The organism is Dickeya sp. MK7 (assembly GCF_000406305.1).
Taxonomy (GTDB): Bacteria; Pseudomonadota; Gammaproteobacteria; order Enterobacterales; family Enterobacteriaceae; genus Dickeya; species Dickeya fangzhongdai.
The window spans coordinates 4138501-4157338 of the sequence record NZ_CM001984.1; the positions used below are offsets into that span (position 1 = coordinate 4138501).

Here is an 18838-nt window from a genome sequence, read left to right on the forward strand (position 1 = left end):
AGGTAACCGTTCAATGTTAATGCTGGCGTGAAAGGTGAAACATAGGGCTTAAACTCAACCACAAGGTTTATAGCCCTGGCTCTCCTTCGAAGCTCACTCTGTTTCATGTCGTGATAGCTAATCACGACATGAGCAAGATACAAGCCTCTCCTTGTCGTGCGTGCGATGACGTTGCAAAGGAACAACCGTCTTTATCACGCACGAAACTTCTCACTGCTCTTGCATAAATTCGCCAGCAACAAAACAACACGGTTGTTTGTCAACAACCTCAGTGTGGACGCGGACCGCGGCTCCAGTAAGCCATAAAAGTGATGGACTCCTGCGTCATGCCTTTTTCTCCCAACAGGTAACGGCGCAGTGCTTTCACCGCTGACGATTCGGCCGCTACCCAGCCGAAGAACTGACCTTGCTGGGCATTTGCCCGCTCCCACATGATTTCGCCATCCGGAATCTCAGCCACCGTTACCGCGCCAGCGTGAGTGTTTTCCGGCAGACGTACCGACTGACGCGCCGCGTCCAGCAAGCGCTCGCCATAGCTCGCGTCGGTACCTTCGCGCGGTAGCCACACCACTTCGGCGAACGCCAGATGGCGATAGTCGATGCAATCCGCCTGCAACGGTACTTCGATAAAAGCCTGCACCTGCGGCGGGTTATCCAGTTGCGATAACTGTTCCAGAATGCCTTTGATCGCCGGCAGCGCGGTTTCATCCCCCATCAGCAGCACCTGACGGGTATTTTCCGACAGTACCCATTCATAGCCGCCGTTATCGCCGGCAAAATCGCCGCGCGGCGCCACTACCTGCAATTCTTCGCCGGGCTGCGCGCTCATCGCCCAGGCTGAAGCCGGGCCTTCGGTGCCGTGCACCACGAACTCCACCACCATTTCTCCGGCGACGGTATCCAGACTGCGCAGCGTGTAGGTGCGGGGAATCGGGCGTTGCGCTTTGGGCATTGCCTGCACCAGCTTGTACCACTCGCCGACATCCGGCAGACGCGGCGGCGTGCCGTCCTCGGCGGGCAGCAATACTTTAATTCGTTGATCCGGCGAGCAGATTTTCATCTTCTTCACCGCTTCGCCGCTGAATACACAACGCATCAGCGATGGGGTAAGCAATGTCTTGTGGGACAACGTAACATCAAACACTTTATATTCCTTTACCCCAGCCATAACTCGCCTCTACCTCTCTGCTTGTGACTCTCCGGCAACGTGCCGCCTGTTAATGACTTGTGCCGATAACGGCCTCAAACCCCGCACAGTTTTATCACTTACTCACGATAATGAGAAACATTATTGACTCAATTTCTATTCTCACATCAATCATCGCCAGCCACCTCCGGATTGCCTGCGGGATCACGGTTTTGTCCGCCGCTTTTCGCCTATTCTGATTATTCGTTACTCACGAGATAAGGAGACCTCATGACACGCGTTATCCGGTGTTATCGCCTGAGCCTCTCCGGCGATTGTCGCCCCTGGTTCAACATCGACCACCGTCTCACCAACGATTTCCCACGCCCGTTTCATGCCTGATTCAGCTTTGCTCTGATTTTTCCCTTTTATTTCAATTTATTTTTGACGTCATACCGCGGCGGTTACGTCTGCCGACGGGCGTCATGGAGATATCGCATGAAACGCATTCCTGAGCCTTTTCGCATCAAAATGGTAGAAAACATCCGTATGACCACCCGCGACGAACGGGAACGCGCCCTGCAGGAAGCAGGCTACAACCCGTTTCTGCTGCGCAGCGAAGATGTTTATATCGACCTGCTGACCGACTCCGGCACCGGCGCCATGAGCGACCGCCAGTGGGCGGGGCTGATGATGGGCGACGAGGCCTACGCCGGGTCGCGCAACTACTACCACCTGTGTGATCAGGTGAAGGCGCTGCTGGGTTATCCGTTCACCATTCCGACCCATCAGGGGCGCGGCGCGGAGCAAATCCTGTTCCCGTGTCTGATCGCCAAAAAACAGCGCGCCGGCGGCGGCAAGAAACCGGTGTTTATTTCCAACTTCCATTTCGATACCACCGCCGCCCACGTGGAACTGAACGGCGCGCGCGCCATCAACGTGGTGACGCCAAAAGCCTTCGATACCACCACCTATTACGACTGGAAGGGCGATTTCGACCTTGACCTGCTGCAAACCACCATTGAACAGCACGGCGCGGACAACGTGGTGGCGATCATTACCACCGTCACCTGTAACAGCTCCGGCGGCCAGCCGATCTCGATGGGCAACATGCGCGCGGTGTATCGCATCGCGCAGCAGCACGGGATCCCGGTAGTGATCGACTCGGCCCGGTTCTGCGAAAACGCCTGGTTTATCAAACAGCGCGAAGCCGGCTATGAAAACCGTTCGATCAAAGAGATCGTCCACGAGATGTATCAGTACGGCGACATGCTCACCATGTCGGCGAAAAAGGATCCGATGGTGAACATCGGCGGCCTGTGCTGTTTTCGCAGTGACGAAGAGCTGTTCAATGAGGTGCGTATTCGCTGCGTGCCGATGGAAGGCTTCGTCACCTATGGCGGCCTGGCCGGGCGCGACATGGAAGCGTTATCCATCGGGCTGGAAGAAGGCATGAACGAGGACTATCTGACCTACCGCATTGGTCAGGTGACCTACCTCGGCGAGCGCCTGCGCGCCGGCGGTATCCCGATTCAATACCCGGTAGGCGGGCACGCGGTGTTTGTCGATGCCAAAAAGCTGCTGCCGCATATCCCGGCGGAACAGTTCCCGGCGCAGGCGCTGAATAACGAGCTCTATCTGGAAGCGGGTATCCGCAGCGTGGAAATCGGCTCATTGTTGCTGGGGCGGGATCCGGACACCGGCGAGCAGAAACCGTCGCCGCTGGAACTGCTGCGCCTGACCATCCCGCGTCGGGTGTATACCAACGACCACATGGATTACATCGCCGACTCGCTGATCGCGCTGAAGGAAAGAGCCGGCAGCATCAAAGGCCTGACTTTTACCTACGAACCGCCGGTATTACGCCACTTTGTCGCCCGCTTGAAACCGGTGGAATAACGCTCCGCCATAAAAAAAGCCAGCGGAATACGCCGCTGGCTGGTGAACAGCACCATTACTCAGAACACTGCGGCGGTTTCCCGCCGCTGTTCTCACTCTCATTCGATGTCGCCGCCGGCCTTACAACCAGCGACGATAGTCTTCCTCATCCATGTCCCGGATCTGCCATTGGGTAACCTGCAGCAGCAACGCCATCCGCTGGGCGGCGGTGAGTGCGCCCCATCCCCGGCGGCATCCCCGGCAGAGCCAGTGATGATAAAAGCGGAATAACCGGCACATATTGCCTCCCCTTCGCGGCGGTTCACGTACTGAACCATTCACTGACTGAAAGTATCCGCGTAATATAGGGAAAAATATATTGATGAGCTTGAGCCACGGAGTTCCTCTTTTATGTCCTCGCCACGCCTGCAACAACAATTCATCCGGTTATGGCAATGCCTGCAAGGTCAGGATACCGACACCACGCTGCAGGAACTGGCGCTGCTGCTCAACTGCTCCCGCCGTCATATCCGCTCTCTGCTGAACGCCATGCAACAACAGGGTTGGCTCACCTGGCAGGCGGAAGCCGGGCGCGGCAAACGCTCGCGCCTCGGCTTTCTCTACACGGGGTTAGCCCTGCAACAGCAGCGCGCCGAAGACCTGCTGGAGCAGGACCGCATCGACCAGTTGGTGCAACTGGTGGGCGACAAGGAAACCGTGCGCCAGATGTTGCTGTCCCACCTCGGGCGTAGCGTGCGGCAAGGGCGCCATCTGCTGCGTATCCTGTACTACCGGCCGATGCACAACCTGTTGCCCGGCAGCGCGTTGCGGCGTTCGGAAACCCACATCGCCCGTCAGATTTTCAGCGGGCTGACCAGCTTAAATGAGGAAAATGGGGAACTGTTGCCGGATATCGCTCACCACTGGCAGGCGCTGTCGCCGCTGCACTGGCGTTTCTATCTGCGCCCGGCCATCCGTTTTCACCACGGTCGGGAGCTGACCATGGAGGACGTGATCGCCTCGCTATCCCGGCTGACGGCGCTGCCGCTGTTCTCACACCTGACCGACATCTCCTCCCCTACGCCGTTCGTACTGGATATCCGGCTCAGCATGCCGGATGACTGGCTGCCGTGGCTGCTCGGCAGCGTACCGGCGATGATCTTGCCCAAAGAGTGGCAAACGCTGCCGGACTTTATGCGCCAGCCCATCGGCACCGGGCCGTATCAGGTGGTGCGCAACTCGCCCAACCAGTTGAAAATCGCCGCGTTTGACGACTACTTCGGCTACCGGGCGCTGATTGACGAAGTCAGTATCTGGGTGCTGCCGGACGCGCCGATCATTCCCGCCTGTACGGTTACATTGCAGGGAGACGACACCACGGACAATGAACTGGAGAACCGGCTGGAAGAAGGCTGCTATTTCCTGCTGTTCGACCGCCGTTCGCCGCAGATGGCGGATCCGGAGATCCGTCACTGGCTGTGTCAGGTGTTAAGCCCGGTGGCGATGCTTGGCCTGGCCGATAGCCCGTACCAGAGCGACTGGTCCCCCGCCTATGGCCTGCTGCCGCGCTGGCATCACAGCCCACCGCGGGCGGTACGGGAAAAACCGGTTGGCCTGACCCACCTCACCCTCATCTGCTACCGTGACCATCCCGAATACGCGGTGATAAGCAGCATCATGAGCCGCCTGCTGGCGTCGCACGGCGTCACGCTGACGCTACGCTGCCTGGAGTTCGATGCCTGGTGTCAGGGCGACGACGCCAGCGATCTCTGGCTTGGCAGCGCCAACTTTTATCTACCGCTGGAATTTTCGCTGTTCGCGATGCTGTACGAGCTGCCGCTGCTGCGGCACTGTCTGGGCGATGACGAGCTGGAACACACCGCGCGTCAGTGGCGTCAGAGCGAGCTGTCGCTGGCGGAATGGTGCCAGTCGCTGGTCAGCCGCCAGCAACTCCACCCGTTGTTCCACCACTGGTTGCGGTTGCAGGGGCAGGCCAGCATGCGGGGGCTACGCATGAACACGCTGGGCTGGTTCGATTTCAAATCCGCCTGGTTTGCGCCGCCGAACCCGACGCCATGAGCGCTCGTCGCCGGTCATGGCGCTTTTCCTGATGTGACAAACACTTTACAATACCGCCGTTCTCAACGGGGTGCGGTCAACGCGCATAGGCGTTGCATCGCTGAGAAAATACCCGTCGAACCTGATCCGGTTAATACCGGCGAAGGGATTTGAGACTGCATCCCGCTTGCTCAAAGACCTTTGCCGCCTTCAACAATTGGAGCGCAAAGTGTTAAAGAAATTACTGTCCTGCCTGTTACTGCTGTCCGCCCCTGTGTTCGCCAAACCGACCCTGACGGTCTACACCTACGACTCGTTCGCCTCGGAATGGGGCCCCGGTCCGGGCGTCAAAACCGCGTTTGAAAAAGAGTGCAACTGCGAGCTGAAATTCGTGGCGCTGGAAGATGGCGTCGCTCTGCTCAACCGCCTGCGTATGGAAGGCAAAAATACCCCGGCGGATGTGGTGCTGGGGCTGGATAACAATCTGGTACAGGCGGCAGCGCAGACCGGCCTGTTCGCCCCGCATGGCGTCAACACCAGCGAGTTGACGGTGCCCGGCGGCTGGCATAATGACACCTTCCTGCCCTTCGACTATGGCTATTTCGCCTTCGTCTACAACAAGGACAAACTGAAAAACCCGCCCAAGAGCCTGCGCGAACTGGTGGAAAGCGACCAGCCGTGGAAAGTGATCTATGAAGATCCGCGCACCAGCACGCCGGGTCTGGGCCTGTTGCTGTGGATGCAGAAAGTCTATGGCGACAAGGCGCCGCAAGCCTGGCAGAAACTGGCGGCCAAAACCGTCACCGTCACCAAAGGCTGGAGCGAAGCCTACGGCCTGTTCCTGAAAGGCGAAGCCGATCTGGTGTTGAGCTACACCACCTCCCCGGCTTACCACCTCATCGCCGAGAAGAAAGACAGCTACGCGGCGGCCAATTTCAGCGAAGGCCACTATCTACAGGTCGAAGTAGCCGCGCAATTGGCCGGCAGCAAAAATCCGCAACTGGCGGCGCGCTTCCTGCAGTTTATGGTCAGCCCGACCTTCCAGCAGATCATCCCGACCACCAACTGGATGTACCCGGTTGTCAAAACCGAGCTGCCCGCGGGCTATAACACCCTGTCGTTGCCGGCTACCGCGCTGGAGTTCACCTCGCAACAGGTGGCCGAGCAGCGCGCGAATTGGGTACAGGCATGGCAACGCGCCGTCAGCCGCTGATTCCCGGCTGGCTGTGGCCGGGGCTGCTGGCGGCCGCGCTGCTGACCGGCACCGCGGCGCTGGCGTTCGCCGCGCTGTGGCTGGACGCGCCCGGCGCGCCCTGGCGATCGCTGTGGGATGACAGCTACCTGTGGCATGTCATTCGCTTCAGCTTCTGGCAGGCGCTGCTGTCGGCGCTGCTTTCCACGCTGCCCGCGCTGTTTCTGGCGCGGGCGTTGTACCGCCGCCGCTTTCCCGGCCATCGCCTGCTGCTGCGCCTGTGCGCGATGACGCTGGTGCTGCCGGTGCTGGTGGCGGTATTCGGCATCCTCAGCGTCTACGGCCGCGAAGGCTGGCTGGCGCGCCTGCTGATGCAATTCGGTATCGAATACCGTTTTTCGCCTTATGGTTTGCAGGGCATTCTGTTGGCCCACGTCTTTTTTAATCTGCCGCTGGCGACCCGGCTGTTTGTGCAGGCGCTGGAAGGCATCGCCACTGAGCAGCGTCAACTGGCGGCCCAGCTCGGCCTGCGCGGCTGGCACTTTTTCCGGCTGGTGGAGTGGCCGTGGCTGCGCCGTCAGTTGTTGCCTGCCGGCGCGCTGATTTTCATGCTGTGTTTCGCCAGCTTCGCCACCGTACTGGCGCTGGGCGGCGGCCCGCAGGCCACCACCATCGAACTGGCGATCTATCAGGCGTTGAGCTTCGACTATGACCCGGCGCGCGCCGCGCTGCTGGCGCTGTTGCAGATGGCGTGCTGTCTGGGGCTGGTGTTGTTCAGTCAGCGGCTGAGCCGGCTGCTGGCGGTGGGAGCCAGTAGCCGCCTGCGTTGGCGCGATCCGCAGGACAGCGGGTTCAGCCGCGTTACCGATACGCTGCTGATTGCGGCAGCGTTGCTACTGCTGTTGCCGCCGCTGCTGGCGGTGGTGGCGGACGGCCTGAACCGTTCGCTGCCGGATGTCTTGCGTCAGCCCGCGTTATGGCAAACGCTCTGGACGTCGCTGCGCATCGCGCTGGCCGCCGGCGCGCTTAGCGTGGTGCTGACATTGATGCTGCTGTGGAGCAGCCGGGAACTGAAACTGCGCCGGCGGCGGCTCTCCGCCCAGTTGCTGGATATAAGCGGGATGCTGATTCTGGCGATGCCGGGGATTGTGCTGGCGTCCGGTTTTTTCCTGCTGTTTAACCGCACCATCGGATTACCGGCTTCTCCCTACGGACTGGTGGTGTTGACCAACGCGCTGCTGGCAATACCCTATGCGATGAAAGTGCTGGAAAACCCGATGTATGACACGGCGGCGCGTTATAGTCTGTTGTGCCAGTCGTTGGATATCCGCGGCTGGCACCGTCTCAGAGTGGTGGAACTAAAGGCGCTGCGCGCGCCCATCGCCCAGGCGCTGGCCTTTGCCAGCGTGCTCTCGGTGGGCGATTTCGGCATCATCGCCCTGTTCGGCAACGAACAGTTTCGCACCCTGCCGTTTTATCTCTATCAGCAGATTGGCGCTTATCGCAGCGCCGACGGCGCGGTGACGGCGCTTTTACTGCTGATGTTGTGTTTTATGCTGTTTACCCTGATTGAAAAACTGGCAGGCCTTAATGATCGCGCTCGATAAGTTGACCTATCTCTACCAACACCTGCCGATGCGCTTCGATTTACAGGCGCAGCCCGGCGAGCGTATCGCCATTCTGGGCCCAAGCGGCGCGGGAAAAAGTACCTTGCTCAGCCTGATCGCCGGTTTTCTGCCAGCCGACGGCGGCCGCTTGCAGCTTAATGGACAGGATCACCGCGCCACGCCACCGGCAAAACGCCCGGTGTCGATCCTGTTTCAGGAAAACAACCTGTTTCCCCATCTGACGCTGGCGCAGAATATCGCGCTCGGCCTGCATCCCGGCCTGAAACTGAATGCGGAACAGCGAGATACGTTGCGCGATATCGCCGGCCGCATGGGACTGTCGGAGCTGCTGGAGCGCCTGCCGTCGCAGGTTTCCGGCGGTCAACGACAACGGGCGGCGCTGGCGCGCTGTCTGATCCGCCGGCAGCCGATCCTGCTGCTGGACGAGCCGTTCTCGGCGCTCGACCCGGCCCTGCGTCAGGAGATGTTATCGCTGGTGGACGAGATCTGCCGGGATCGCCAGTTGACGCTGCTGATGGTGTCTCACCAGTTGGAAGACTCCGCGCGTATTGCGCCGCGCAGCGTGCTGGTGGTGGACGGCCGCATCTATCACGACGGCCCGACCAACGAACTGGCTAGCCATCCGGATGCGGCGCGGGTGCTCGGTCTGGGATGACAGTTCGGTCTGAAATGACAAAGTGAAACCCTTACCAAAAAAATGTGATCTATCGCACGATTTTGCTTTTTCAGCGTAACGGAGCCTTGTCTGATTTTCCGCACTCATGGTTAGATGAAGACGCTGATTAACCCAAACGAATATAAGGTTCTCCGTGAAACACGCCGCCTCTACTTTCGCACTACTAAACAACACCGCGCTGCTTGACGCGGTCGTCGTCGTGCGCGTGGTGGTCGTGGTCGGCAGCGCGCCGTAACGGGTTCCGAATCAAGCCTAGATTCCCAAACCCCGCCGGCGCAAGCCGAGCGGGGTTTCTTTTTTCCACCCTCCCCGCTCCTCCTGACACCGGCTCTGATAAAGGATATGACTATGCGTTATACAGGAGCTGAGCTGATCATCCGTCTGCTGGAGCAGCAAGGCATCACCACAGTGAGCGGCATCCCGGGCGGCGCGGCGCTGCCGCTGTACGATGCGCTGGGAAAAAGCCGCACCATTCGCCACGTACTCGCCCGCCATGAGCAGGGAGCCGGATTCATCGCGCAGGGTATGGCGCGCGCCAGCGGTAAAGCCGCGGTTTGCATGGCGTCCAGCGGCCCCGGCGCCACCAACCTGCTCACCGCCATCGCCGACGCCAAACTCGACTCCATTCCGTTGGTGTGCATCACCGGCCAGGTGCCGTCCGGCATGATCGGCACCGATGCCTTTCAGGAAGTAGACACTTACGGCATCTCGATTCCGGTCACCAAACACAACTATCTGGTGCGCGACATCAGCGAACTGCCGCAGGTCATCAATGACGCCTTCCGGCTGGCGCAGTCTGGTCGCCCCGGCCCGGTCTGGGTAGACATCCCCAAAGACGTGCAAACCGCCACCATCGAACTGGCGGAGCTGCCCGCGCCGGCCGAACTGACCCCTGCGCCAGCAGTGGATCAGGATGCCATTCGCGCCGCCGCCGCGATGATCAATCAGGCCAAGCGACCGATCCTGTATCTGGGCGGCGGCATCATCAGCGCCGGCGCACATCAGCAGGCTATCGACCTGGCGGAACGCGCCGGGCTGCCCACCACCATGACGCTGATGGCGCTGGGCGCCATGCCGGTGGATCATCCGCTGTCGCTTGGCATGCTCGGCATGCACGCCGCCCGTTACACCAATATGATCCTGCAACAATCGGACTTACTGATCGTACTGGGCGCCCGCTTTGACGATCGCGCCATCGGCAAAGCGGAAGAGTTCTGCCCGGATGCCCGCGTTGTCCATATCGATATCGATCCGGCGGAGTTCGGCAAGATCCGTCAGCCGCACGTGGCGCTCCACGCCGATGTGGCGCAGGCGCTGGATCAGTTGCTGCCGCTGGTTGACCGTCAACCACGCGCCGACTGGCTCGCTCAGGTGCGCGCGCTGCAATGTGAATTCCCATTCAGCATGCCAAACGCCGACGACCCGCTCAGTCACTACGGGTTGATCCGCGCCGTGGCCGAGCAACTGGACGATCAGGCCATCATTACTACCGACGTCGGTCAGCATCAGATGTGGGTGGCGCAGGCGTATCCGCTGCGACGCTCACGCCAGTGGCTGACCTCCGGCGGTTTCGGCACGATGGGTTTTGGCGTGCCCGCAGCTATCGGCGCCGCGCTGGCGGAACCACAGCGAACCGTGGTCTGTTTTTCCGGCGACGGCAGCCTGATGATGAACATTCAGGAAATGGCCACCGCCGTGGAAGAGAACCTGAACGTCAAAATCGTGCTGATGAACAATCAGTCGCTGGGGCTGGTGCACCAGCAGCAGGATCTGTTCTACCAGCAGAATTTTGTGGCGTCCGACTACCGCTATCAGACTAATTTTCTGGCGATTGCCGCCGGATTCGGCTTCGCCACTTGCGATCTGAACGCGGCGGATAATCCGCAAGCCGCCCTGCGCGACGCACTGCAACGACCCGGCCCGACGTTGATCCACGCCGCTATCGATATCAACGAAAAAGTGTTCCCGATGGTACCGCCGGGTGCCGCCAACATTGAGATGATTGGAGATTAAATCATGCAGACCCCATCCATTACCGCACAGGTCACGCTGGAACTATCGGTACGCAACCATCCGGGCGTGATGTCGCACGTGTGCGGGCTGTTCGCCCGTCGCGCTTTCAACGTGGAAGGCATCATGTGTATGCCGCTGCCGGGCAACGAGCAGAGCCGCATCTGGCTGCTGGTGAAAGACGATCAACGCCTACCGCAGATGATCAGTCAGGTGGAAAAGCTGGAAGATGTACTGCAGGTGACCCGCCACGGCGAAGAGATGCGTATCTTTGATCAGGTCGCGGAGTTTTACCGCTGAGCCGCAGGGGCCATACCGATTCCTGGTATGGCCCTCGAGCCGGATTCAACCAATCAGAATTTGCCACAGCAGGCGACGGTACACCGGCATCAACGGATGCTGCCACAACTGCCACAGACTGGCGGCGGCGATAACCGAAACCAGCGGCGCCATCCAGTACAAACGGGCAGGCGTCAACCAACCGGTTGATTCGGCTTTTGCTCCACGACGCGCACGCCACAGACGCCACACCAACCAGCCCGCTCCCCACAGCAGGATAGCCGTGATTAACAGCAGCCATTTAAAACTGCCGCTGTCGGCCTGCTTGGGGATATCGATCGCCACTCCGGCCAAAATGCCGGGCATCAGATAAACCGGCGGCCAGGTGAGACAGCCGATGATGTTCGGCAACGCAAAGCGCCGGGGCGACAACTCCAGCATTCCCGCCACCATCGGGATCAGCGGACGAGTCGGGCCAAAAAACCGCCCAATCAGAATGGTCGCCATATTGTGCTGATGCAGCATTTTTTCGGTGCGATACAGGTAAGCGCGGTGCTTTTGCAGGAAAGACCAGTTATGCAGCCGATCCTTGAAACGCCAGCCAATGAAATAGGAAATCCAGTCTCCCAGCAGGCAACCGATAATGCCCATGCCCCAGGCCGGGTAAAGCCCCATATTGCCGCTGCCGATCAATGCGCCCAGCGACGCCATCATCAGCGTGCCGGGCAACAGCAGCCCCACCAACGCCAGCGACTCCAGAAACGCCACCAGCAGTACCGCCGTCAGCGAATACGCTAACGATTGAGTGATCAGATGCTCCAGCCAGGCTTCCATAAATCTCTACATTTCTGCTTTTTTATGAACAAAGATAACGGGATGATAGCAGGAAACGGCGGGAATATGGCAGATAGTAGTAAAAACGCAACTGACGCGAGGTTCATCATTACCGGACGGCCACTTCCTTGAAGCTGCGCCATTTTGTTGTTATAAAAGCATCACTTTAAGAAAATAAATGGATTGATTCATGGAAGAAGCCAGGATTGCTTTTCCTGTTGGCAAGGGGCAGGTTAACAGGGCTGAAGACGTAAAAACCGTTCAACAGTTGCTGAATAGCCGGTCAAACGGAACTCTGAGCGTTGATGGTATTGTCGGCATCAGAACACAAACCGCGATTACTCAATTTCAACGCCAGATATTAGGAATGGGTACGCCTGACGGCATCGTCTCCCCACACGGACCCACACTGAGAAAATTAAACCACCTTCACACCCGACGCCCGGCAACCTCTCAGCCTTCTTTCTCTGACAATTCTGGCGACAGCGTTTCCGAAGAGCTCTACCTGAATGCGGCCAGAGAGCTGAACTGTGAAGTGGCGGCAATTAAAGCAGTTGTGATGACCGAAACCGCGCTAAATAGCGCGTTTCTCAGTCCGGGAAAACCCAAGATACTTTATGAACGACACTACTTTCGTCGTCTGACACAAGGTAGATACGACCGGTCACATCCGGATATATCGGGTTCTCGTTATACATCCTATGGTTTAGAAAGCCAACAATATGAACGACTTGAAACAGCAATGATACTGGATCGACGAGCAGCGTGGATGTCAGCCTCATGGGGGGCATTCCAGATTATGGGGGAGAATTATAGAACCGCAGGCTTTGATGATATCGAAAGTTTCGTTTCTGCAATGAGAAGTATTGACGGTCAGGTGTTCGCTTTCATTAATCATGTAAAAAATACCCCTATTCTACTTTCTGCATTAAGGCATAAAGACTGGGTAAAATTTGCACGATCTTATAATGGTGTGTCCTACGCAGAAAAGCACTACGATGTTAAAATAGCAAATAATTATCAAAGATTAACTAATAGGTAATATTATATGAAGAAAATAGCATTAGCTTCACTATTAATGGCACTACTGGTTTCGTTCCATTCGAATGCAACTATTAATTTAATAAAAAATGAAGATAAAACTTTATCAAGTGAAATAATAAAAGAAGGAAATAGCAAGGGAATTATTGAGATAAGCATTCAAGACAATCAACAGTTTGATATTACTGATGATGGAAAATACATCGGAACAATAATACCTGCAAAAGGGTTTCATAATAATTATGATCCATTATGCTTTATTGGCTGGTCAACTGATAAAAAAACAATATCAAAAATTATCCCATCAATAGGGCAAGGGTATTTTGAGCTTTCCCTCTGTTCAAAACTTGATGCAATAGGAAAAATAGAGGAAAAAGGAAGAGCCTTTATTGGTTTTGTATACACTGTAGGGTTGAGAGACAGGTATGCTCAAAACTACTTTCTCATCGAACTGAATAAAGAAAAAACAACTATAGAAGATAAAAGTCAACTTATTGAAAAATTTCAAAATGACTCAGAAAAAAAGAGTATAGCTGATCTCAGAAGAGATATAAAGAAAATCGATGAGAAATAGCATGAAGAAATTACTGGTAATAATGATATTATCAATATCACTTCAAGCGTATGCATCAATTACATTAATGCCGATTGATAGCAATAATCTATTATCATTAGTATCTCTAAAATCTCAGCTCTTGGAAATAGACCAGATAAAAACACATAAGGGTCAATCTTTTAACATCATTGAAAATGAGGAATATATAGGTACATTAATTCCTGCTAAAGGATATTATAAAAAATACAACCCGATGTGTTTTATTGGTTGGTCTGTAGACAAAAAAAACATTAGTAATATCGTTCAATCTATTGGCCAGGGTGATTTTGAAAACTCAATCTGTCTAAACCTTGATGCTGTTGGAAAAATAGAAGTTAGAGAAAAAACATATATAGGATTTGTTTACACAGTTGGTTTGAGAGATAGACGAGCGAAAAACTATTTCGTGCTAGAGTTAGATAAAGAGAAAAGAACAATCATAGATAAAAGTACAATTGTTGATACTCTACAAAATAATGGTGAGAAAAAAAGCATTGCAGCGCTACGAAAATATCTTGAAAATTTCGAGGAAAGACAAGAGTGAGAGCAACATAGTGATATTCACAATGATAATTTCATTACAATCTTATGCATCGATTAAAAATTATTGCTGCAATCAGAAAACATCTTAAAAAAATGATGGAAAAGAAAGAATGAAAGCTCTGTTGACAATACTCATATTGATAATTCCATTGAATTCATACTCTACTATTAGACTAACTCAAAATGATGATAGTAGCATATTGAATAATTTAATAAAAAAGGGGAAATCATCAGAAATAAGCCGTATAAAAATACAGAAAGATCAGACTTTCGACATCAGCGAAAACGGGAAATACATAGGCACTATCGTACCTGCAGAAGGATATTACAACAACATTGAACCACTCTGTTTCATTGGATGGTCTTCAGATAATAAAAATATCTCAGATATAAAAATTTCTATCGGTCGGGGATTTTTTGAAACAGTGACCTGCCTGAGTCTCGATGCGGTAGGAAAAATTGAAGTTAAAGGAAAAACGTTCATTGGTTTTGTTTATACCGTAGCATTGCGCGACAGAACATCGAAAAACTATTTCTTACTTGAATTAGATAAAGAAAGAAAAACGATAACCGATATAAGTAATACAATTAAAAAGCTACAGTTTTATTCTGAAAAGAAAAGCATCATTGATCTTAAAAAATATCTTGAAGAAAATCCGTAAGCTGTGAAAAGCTAAAAACACTAAATTTAAAACTAATTATCTGGCACCTAATATCACACGATGATGCCAGATAATAACACAGGAAGAACTGCTAATTAAAACGACTGACTTTCCCAAATACAATATGCACTGGTTCCAGCTTTGATATGTTCGCACAGCATGTTTTTATAAGTAAAAGAGATAAATTCTTCTGGTTGATATTCGTTGTGTGTTATCGAACTGGGATAATGCATTCTGATATTTTTTACTTTTGCATCAGTCAGTTTCATTGAAAAATATTGCTCCATCCCTCCATTTTCTGAGGTTCGGTAGAAAATGAAGGTACAGGTTAAGTATTCATTTTCGTTTAACGCGCTTAGCAATAGCGGCGTCGATTTATCGATTGGTTTTCTAATTTCAACAGGTTGATATGCAACATTATCAATGCGCTCTGCCGCATTGTTTAACTCATAGACAAAAATTTCATTCTCATGACCTTTCTGCCATTTGTTCCCCATTGAGTCATAAGATCCACACCCTGAAGAAATCAGCCCCTGGTTTTTGCCTTCTATTTTCAGATAAATGATATTGGCCATAAAATTCCCTTTAATTCAATATAATTGATGGTGTAAAGCATAAGCAAAGCAATAAGGCAATTATAATAATTTAATTTATCTTATCTATCCATAAGTCTAATCAATAAAAATTGCCCTATCGACGACGCATTAATCCAGGTTTCCCCGCTTTATGCAAAGCAGGGTCCCGTGTAAGCGTCATCGGCACACCATCATCTATCCCCCCAAATACATCCTTTTCACCTCTGGATTGGCGAGAATGTCCTGCGCCGGGCCGTGCAATGCAATACGTCCGTTTTCCAGCACATAGGCGCGATCGGCGATTTTCAATGCGGCGGTGGCGTTCTGTTCTACCAGCAGGATGGTGATGCCTTCCCTCTGCAACTGCTTGATGGTTGAAAATAATTCGCCTACCACCTTCGGTGCCAGCCCCAGGCTTGGCTCGTCCAGCATCAGCAACACCGGTTCGCTCATCAGCGCGCGGGCGATCGCCAGCATCTGCTGTTCGCCGCCGCTCATGGTGCCCGCCATCTGGCTGCGCCGCTCTTTGAGACGCGGGAACAGCGCATACATTTTGTCGCGCAGATAGGCGAAATTGACCGGGTTGTTGTAGGCGCCCATGCGCAGGTTTTCCTCAATGGTCAGATTGGTGAACACCTTGCGCCCTTCCGGCACCAGCGCCAGCCCTTTACGCACGATCTGATGCGTTGGGCTGTGGGAAATATCCTCGTTGAGAAAACCGACCGTCCCGGTGGATTTCACCAGATTAATGATGCCGTTAAGGGTTGAGGTTTTCCCGGCGCCGTTACTGCCGATCAGGGTGACGATTTCGCTGTTGTTAACCTCAAGATCGATGCCTTTTAGCCCCTGAATCAGCCCGTAAAACACCTGCAGATCGCTGGCTTTAAGCATAATCGATGTCCCCCAGATAGGCGGCGATCACCTCGGGGTGATTTACCGCATCCTGCGGCGTACCGCTAAATAGCGGTTTGCCGTAATCCAGCACCATCACTCGTTCGCACAGTGTGTTGACGAACGACATATCGTGCTCGATCAGCAGTACCGTCAGGCCGTAGTCGGCGCGCATGCGGAAAATCAGCTGCGCCAGCTCGGCCGTCTCTCGTGGGTTCATGCCGGCAGCCGGCTCGTCCAGCAGTAAAAGCTTGGGCGAGGTCGCCAGCGCGCGGGCAATCTCCACCTTGCGCTGGTTGCCGTAGCTGAGGTTGGTGGCCAGCGAATGCGCGTGTTCGGCGATGCCGATGTATTCCAGCAACGCCATGCCGGTTTCCCGCGCCTGTCGCTCGGCGCGGAAAAAGCGGCCGATACGCAGCGCCGCCTCCAGAAACGAGTACGGGATAAAGCGATCGAGACCGATCAGTACGTTCTCCAGCACCGTCATCGACGGAAACAGGCGGATATTCTGGAAAGTACGGGCGATACCGCGGTTGACCACCTGATTGGGTTTCAGCCCGGCCAGCGTCTGCCCGTCCAGCCAGACGGCGCCGCCGGTCGGTTTATAGTTGGCGGTGATCACGTTGAACATCGTGGTTTTACCGGCGCCGTTGGGGCCGATCAGCCCAAAGATCTCCGCCGGATTGATAGTAAAGCTGACGCTATCGATGGCGCGCAGGCCGCCAAATTGCATGGTGACGCCCTCAACACGCAATAACGGGTTATTTTCCATTCGCGCTTCTCCTGCGGATATCCCAGACTTCCTGCTTGCCCAGCAGCCCTTCACGGGCAAACAGCATGATCACCAGCAGCACCAGCGAAAACACCACCATGCGCAGCCCCGGATGCGCGCCCAGATCCTGGCCGAACAGCGTTAGCGGTTGATCGAGGAAGCGCAGCCACTCGCCGCTGCCGATCACAATGATCGTGCCGAGCATGGCGCCGGTGGTGCTGCCCAGCCCGCCGAGTACGATGATGATCAGCAACTGGAAGGTCAGCATGAAGTCGAACAGATCCGGCGAGATGATGGTCAACAGCGACGCCAGCAGCCCGCCGCCGATCCCCTCGAAAAAGGCGCTGGTGGCGAAAGCGCAGGTCTTGATGCGAAAGGTATTGATGCCCATCGCAATGGCGGCGTCTTCATCGTCACGCACCGCTTTCATGGCGCGGCCGTATTTGGAGTACACCACCTGCAGGATGAACAACACCGCCGCCAGCGCAATGAAACCGCACCAGTACAGAATGTGACTGACCTGCGGGATCTCGTTCAGGCCGATGGCGCCGTTGGTGAATTGTGGATTGTTGATAGCGAAAATCTTGATGATGAAGCCGAACCCCAGCGTGACGATCGCCAGATAATCGCCGCGCACGCGAAATACCGGAAACGACAGGCACACCGCCACCGCCGCCGCGCATACGCCGCTGATGATCAGCGCCGGCAGAAACGACGCATGCACCGCCAGAATCAGCGGGCTGGGCGCCGTCATCTCGAACATGTTGGTTTTGGCGTCTGCGCTCAGCAACAGCAGCGCGGTAATGTAAGCGCCGATCGCCACAAAACCGTTAGGCTCCAGAGACAATTGCCCGGTCACGCCGTTAATCAGGTTATAGCTGACCGCCAGAATCATAAAAATGAAGATGTTACAGAAGATGCGCACGATATAGTCGTCGAACAGCGTATCCAACCCGGTCAGCGCCAGCAAAGCCAGCGCAAACACAGCAAGGTACCCCAGCCACATCGTCGGGGAAGTCCGCGGCATTCTCATCAGAAACGGCTCCTTTCCAGTCGTTCGTCGCCCATGATGCCCACCGGTCGGAACAGCAGCACCAGAATCAAAAACATGAAGGCAAAGGCGTCTTTATAGCCGCCCAGTTCCGGAAACATCGCCACCGCCACCACTTCGGTGAACCCAAGGATAAAACCGCCGATCACTGCGCCGGTGACGCTGCCGATGCCGCCCAGCACCGCCGCCGCGAAGGCTTTCAAACCGATCAATACCCCCATCAGCGGATCGATTGAGGGATAACTGATGGCGTAGAACACGCCGCCCAGCGCCGCCAGCGCGCTGCCGAGGGCGAACACGAAGGCGATGATCTGATTGGCGTCGATACCCATCAGCCGCACGGTGTTGACGTCAAACGCCACCGCGCGGATCGCCATCCCCTGCCGGGTGCGATACAGAATGCACAGGATCACCGCCAGCAGCGCCAGCGTCATCAACGGTACGATCCAGGCCACATTGGTGACGACGATCGGCCCGAGATTGATGGTCTGATTAAAGAACGGCGGCGACTCGAAGTAGCGCGGGCTACCGCCGAACACCACATTGAACAGATTCTCCAGAAAAAAGCTGACGCCGATGGCGGTGATCAACATCGAGATCTTCGACGCCTGCCGCAGCGGGCGGTAAGCGATTTGATCGATGGCGATCCCCAGCAGCGCGGCGATGAGAATGGCGAGAATCACGGCGGCCCCGAAAGGCAGCCCGAGGGAAGTAAAACCGAGCAGGGCCATAAAAGCCCCGACCATCATGATATCGGCATGAGCAAAGTTGATCAGCCGCAGCACGCCGTACACCATGGTGTAGCCGATAGCGATCAGCGCGTACATGCTGCCAAGGCTCATGCCATTGACCACTTGCTGTAAGAAAACGGCAAGATCCATCATGTCATCCTTTACTGTTAGGCGGCGCCCCGCCTTTTTATTCGCGGATGCCGCTGGCGGCGAGGGTTCCGCGCGGCAGGGCGCCAGCCGTGAAGTGTGGTAGACCAGACCAGCGGCGAGTCACGCAGCGGCGCGGAAAAAATAGG

At 55.1% G+C, this 18838-nt stretch carries 20 protein-coding genes and 1 riboswitch; of the genes, 12 read left to right on the forward strand and 8 right to left on the reverse strand.

Annotated elements, in window-relative coordinates; genetic code table 11:
* Positions 1 to 268: 268 nt before the first annotated feature.
* Entirely contained in the window at positions 269 to 1168 is a 900-nt protein-coding gene (locus tag DXXMK7_RS17885; RefSeq protein WP_038920238.1) for a siderophore-interacting protein, read from the reverse strand.
* A gap of 249 nt (positions 1169 to 1417) precedes the next feature.
* Between DXXMK7_RS17885 and tnaC the strand changes: the two genes are divergently transcribed.
* Both tnaC and tnaA read left to right on the forward strand, forming a co-directional pair.
* Complete coding sequence (gene tnaC, locus DXXMK7_RS22105) at positions 1418 to 1528, forward strand: tryptophanase leader peptide (RefSeq protein WP_071603989.1); 111 nt, start codon at positions 1418 to 1420, stop codon at positions 1526 to 1528.
* 96 nt (positions 1529 to 1624) lie between these two features.
* A complete protein-coding gene (tnaA, locus tag DXXMK7_RS17890) occupies positions 1625 to 3025 on the forward strand; it encodes a tryptophanase (protein ID WP_038920240.1) in 1401 nt (466 codons plus the stop codon).
* A 120-nt stretch (positions 3026 to 3145) separates the two neighbouring features.
* On the opposite strand, the gene sgrT is transcribed toward tnaA, so the two are convergent.
* Complete coding sequence (sgrT, locus tag DXXMK7_RS17895; protein ID WP_038920241.1) at positions 3146 to 3304, reverse strand: glucose uptake inhibitor SgrT; 159 nt, start codon at positions 3302 to 3304, stop codon at positions 3146 to 3148.
* Between the two features lie 111 nt (positions 3305 to 3415).
* On the opposite strand from sgrT, the gene sgrR reads away from it, so the two are divergent.
* From sgrR to ilvN, 6 genes are all read left to right on the forward strand, one after another.
* Positions 3416 to 5083: an HTH-type transcriptional regulator SgrR gene (gene sgrR, locus DXXMK7_RS17900; RefSeq protein ID WP_038920242.1), complete on the forward strand. Its 1668-nt coding sequence runs from the start codon at positions 3416 to 3418 to the stop codon at positions 5081 to 5083.
* Positions 5084 to 5139: 56 nt separating this feature from the next.
* A riboswitch (TPP riboswitch) is annotated at positions 5140 to 5249 on the forward strand.
* A gap of 42 nt (positions 5250 to 5291) precedes the next feature.
* Positions 5292 to 6275 (forward strand): thiamine ABC transporter substrate binding subunit, encoded by a 984-nt coding sequence (gene thiB, locus DXXMK7_RS17905; protein ID WP_038921122.1) that lies wholly within the window; start codon positions 5292 to 5294, stop codon positions 6273 to 6275.
* Positions 6251 to 7861: a thiamine/thiamine pyrophosphate ABC transporter permease ThiP gene (gene thiP, locus DXXMK7_RS17910; RefSeq protein ID WP_038920243.1), complete on the forward strand. Its 1611-nt coding sequence runs from the start codon at positions 6251 to 6253 to the stop codon at positions 7859 to 7861. Before thiB ends, thiP begins: the two co-directional genes overlap by 25 nt.
* Positions 7845 to 8537 carry a thiamine ABC transporter ATP-binding protein ThiQ gene (gene thiQ, locus DXXMK7_RS17915; protein WP_038920245.1) on the forward strand — a complete coding sequence of 231 codons (693 nt, stop codon included), beginning with the start codon at positions 7845 to 7847 and terminating at the stop codon, positions 8535 to 8537. The genes thiP and thiQ overlap by 17 nt, the downstream gene beginning before the upstream one ends.
* Positions 8538 to 8906: 369 nt before the next feature.
* Complete coding sequence (gene ilvB / locus DXXMK7_RS17920) at positions 8907 to 10571, forward strand: acetolactate synthase large subunit (protein ID WP_038920246.1); 1665 nt, start codon at positions 8907 to 8909, stop codon at positions 10569 to 10571.
* A gap of 3 nt (positions 10572 to 10574) precedes the next feature.
* Positions 10575 to 10868 carry an acetolactate synthase small subunit gene (ilvN, locus tag DXXMK7_RS17925; protein ID WP_013319493.1) on the forward strand — a complete coding sequence of 98 codons (294 nt, stop codon included), beginning with the start codon at positions 10575 to 10577 and terminating at the stop codon, positions 10866 to 10868.
* 45 nt (positions 10869 to 10913) lie between these two features.
* Here ilvN and DXXMK7_RS17930 read toward each other — a convergent pair whose 3' ends face one another.
* Complete coding sequence (locus DXXMK7_RS17930; protein WP_038920247.1) at positions 10914 to 11681, reverse strand: DedA family protein; 768 nt, start codon at positions 11679 to 11681, stop codon at positions 10914 to 10916.
* A gap of 190 nt (positions 11682 to 11871) precedes the next feature.
* On the opposite strand from DXXMK7_RS17930, the gene DXXMK7_RS17935 reads away from it, so the two are divergent.
* From DXXMK7_RS17935 to DXXMK7_RS17950, 4 genes are all read left to right on the forward strand, one after another.
* Positions 11872 to 12723 (forward strand): N-acetylmuramidase family protein, encoded by an 852-nt coding sequence (locus tag DXXMK7_RS17935; RefSeq protein ID WP_038920248.1) that lies wholly within the window; start codon positions 11872 to 11874, stop codon positions 12721 to 12723.
* Between the two features lie 6 nt (positions 12724 to 12729).
* Positions 12730 to 13296: a hypothetical protein gene (locus tag DXXMK7_RS17940; RefSeq protein ID WP_038920249.1), complete on the forward strand. Its 567-nt coding sequence runs from the start codon at positions 12730 to 12732 to the stop codon at positions 13294 to 13296.
* A 1-nt stretch (position 13297) separates the two neighbouring features.
* Complete coding sequence (locus tag DXXMK7_RS17945) at positions 13298 to 13861, forward strand: hypothetical protein (protein ID WP_038920250.1); 564 nt, start codon at positions 13298 to 13300, stop codon at positions 13859 to 13861.
* Between the two features lie 109 nt (positions 13862 to 13970).
* A complete protein-coding gene (locus tag DXXMK7_RS17950) occupies positions 13971 to 14522 on the forward strand; it encodes a hypothetical protein (RefSeq protein ID WP_038920251.1) in 552 nt (183 codons plus the stop codon).
* A gap of 95 nt (positions 14523 to 14617) precedes the next feature.
* On the opposite strand, the gene DXXMK7_RS17955 is transcribed toward DXXMK7_RS17950, so the two are convergent.
* From DXXMK7_RS17955 to DXXMK7_RS17975, 5 genes are all read right to left on the reverse strand, one after another.
* The gene (locus DXXMK7_RS17955) at positions 14618 to 15097 is read right to left on the reverse strand and encodes an Hcp family type VI secretion system effector (RefSeq protein WP_038665623.1); all 480 of its coding nucleotides are present in this window, start codon (positions 15095 to 15097) and stop codon (positions 14618 to 14620) included.
* Between the two features lie 195 nt (positions 15098 to 15292).
* On the reverse strand, positions 15293 to 15988 hold the full coding sequence (locus tag DXXMK7_RS17960; protein WP_038665620.1) for an ABC transporter ATP-binding protein: 696 nt from the start codon (positions 15986 to 15988) through the stop codon (positions 15293 to 15295).
* Entirely contained in the window at positions 15981 to 16760 is a 780-nt protein-coding gene (locus DXXMK7_RS17965; protein WP_038920252.1) for an ABC transporter ATP-binding protein, read from the reverse strand. Before DXXMK7_RS17965 ends, DXXMK7_RS17960 begins: the two co-directional genes overlap by 8 nt.
* Positions 16750 to 17793: a branched-chain amino acid ABC transporter permease gene (locus DXXMK7_RS17970; RefSeq protein WP_038920253.1), complete on the reverse strand. Its 1044-nt coding sequence runs from the start codon at positions 17791 to 17793 to the stop codon at positions 16750 to 16752. The genes DXXMK7_RS17965 and DXXMK7_RS17970 overlap by 11 nt, the downstream gene beginning before the upstream one ends.
* Positions 17793 to 18692 carry a branched-chain amino acid ABC transporter permease gene (locus tag DXXMK7_RS17975; RefSeq protein ID WP_038920254.1) on the reverse strand — a complete coding sequence of 300 codons (900 nt, stop codon included), beginning with the start codon at positions 18690 to 18692 and terminating at the stop codon, positions 17793 to 17795. The genes DXXMK7_RS17970 and DXXMK7_RS17975 overlap by 1 nt, the downstream gene beginning before the upstream one ends.
* Between the last annotated feature and the right edge of the window lie 146 nt (positions 18693 to 18838).

What these genes read in the sequence shown, in the direction of transcription:
- DXXMK7_RS17885 (WP_038920238.1), bottom strand. Translation starts at nt 1,168, where the DNA reads ATGGCTGGGGTAAAGGAATATAAAGTGTTTGATGTTACGTTGTCCCAC.
- tnaC (WP_071603989.1), top strand. Translation starts at nt 1,418, where the DNA reads ATGACACGCGTTATCCGGTGTTATCGCCTGAGCCTCTCCGGCGATTGT.
- tnaA (WP_038920240.1), top strand. Translation starts at nt 1,625, where the DNA reads ATGAAACGCATTCCTGAGCCTTTTCGCATCAAAATGGTAGAAAACATC.
- sgrT (WP_038920241.1), bottom strand. Translation starts at nt 3,304, where the DNA reads ATGTGCCGGTTATTCCGCTTTTATCATCACTGGCTCTGCCGGGGATGC.
- sgrR (WP_038920242.1), top strand. Translation starts at nt 3,416, where the DNA reads ATGTCCTCGCCACGCCTGCAACAACAATTCATCCGGTTATGGCAATGC.
- thiP (WP_038920243.1), top strand. Translation starts at nt 6,251, where the DNA reads ATGGCAACGCGCCGTCAGCCGCTGATTCCCGGCTGGCTGTGGCCGGGG.
- thiQ (WP_038920245.1), top strand. Translation starts at nt 7,845, where the DNA reads ATGATCGCGCTCGATAAGTTGACCTATCTCTACCAACACCTGCCGATG.
- ilvB (WP_038920246.1), top strand. Translation starts at nt 8,907, where the DNA reads ATGCGTTATACAGGAGCTGAGCTGATCATCCGTCTGCTGGAGCAGCAA.
- ilvN (WP_013319493.1), top strand. Translation starts at nt 10,575, where the DNA reads ATGCAGACCCCATCCATTACCGCACAGGTCACGCTGGAACTATCGGTA.
- DXXMK7_RS17930 (WP_038920247.1), bottom strand. Translation starts at nt 11,681, where the DNA reads ATGGAAGCCTGGCTGGAGCATCTGATCACTCAATCGTTAGCGTATTCG.
- DXXMK7_RS17935 (WP_038920248.1), top strand. Translation starts at nt 11,872, where the DNA reads ATGGAAGAAGCCAGGATTGCTTTTCCTGTTGGCAAGGGGCAGGTTAAC.
- DXXMK7_RS17940 (WP_038920249.1), top strand. Translation starts at nt 12,730, where the DNA reads ATGAAGAAAATAGCATTAGCTTCACTATTAATGGCACTACTGGTTTCG.
- DXXMK7_RS17945 (WP_038920250.1), top strand. Translation starts at nt 13,298, where the DNA reads ATGAAGAAATTACTGGTAATAATGATATTATCAATATCACTTCAAGCG.
- DXXMK7_RS17950 (WP_038920251.1), top strand. Translation starts at nt 13,971, where the DNA reads ATGAAAGCTCTGTTGACAATACTCATATTGATAATTCCATTGAATTCA.
- DXXMK7_RS17955 (WP_038665623.1), bottom strand. Translation starts at nt 15,097, where the DNA reads ATGGCCAATATCATTTATCTGAAAATAGAAGGCAAAAACCAGGGGCTG.
- DXXMK7_RS17960 (WP_038665620.1), bottom strand. Translation starts at nt 15,988, where the DNA reads ATGCTTAAAGCCAGCGATCTGCAGGTGTTTTACGGGCTGATTCAGGGG.
- DXXMK7_RS17965 (WP_038920252.1), bottom strand. Translation starts at nt 16,760, where the DNA reads ATGGAAAATAACCCGTTATTGCGTGTTGAGGGCGTCACCATGCAATTT.
- DXXMK7_RS17970 (WP_038920253.1), bottom strand. Translation starts at nt 17,793, where the DNA reads ATGAGAATGCCGCGGACTTCCCCGACGATGTGGCTGGGGTACCTTGCT.
- DXXMK7_RS17975 (WP_038920254.1), bottom strand. Translation starts at nt 18,692, where the DNA reads ATGGATCTTGCCGTTTTCTTACAGCAAGTGGTCAATGGCATGAGCCTT.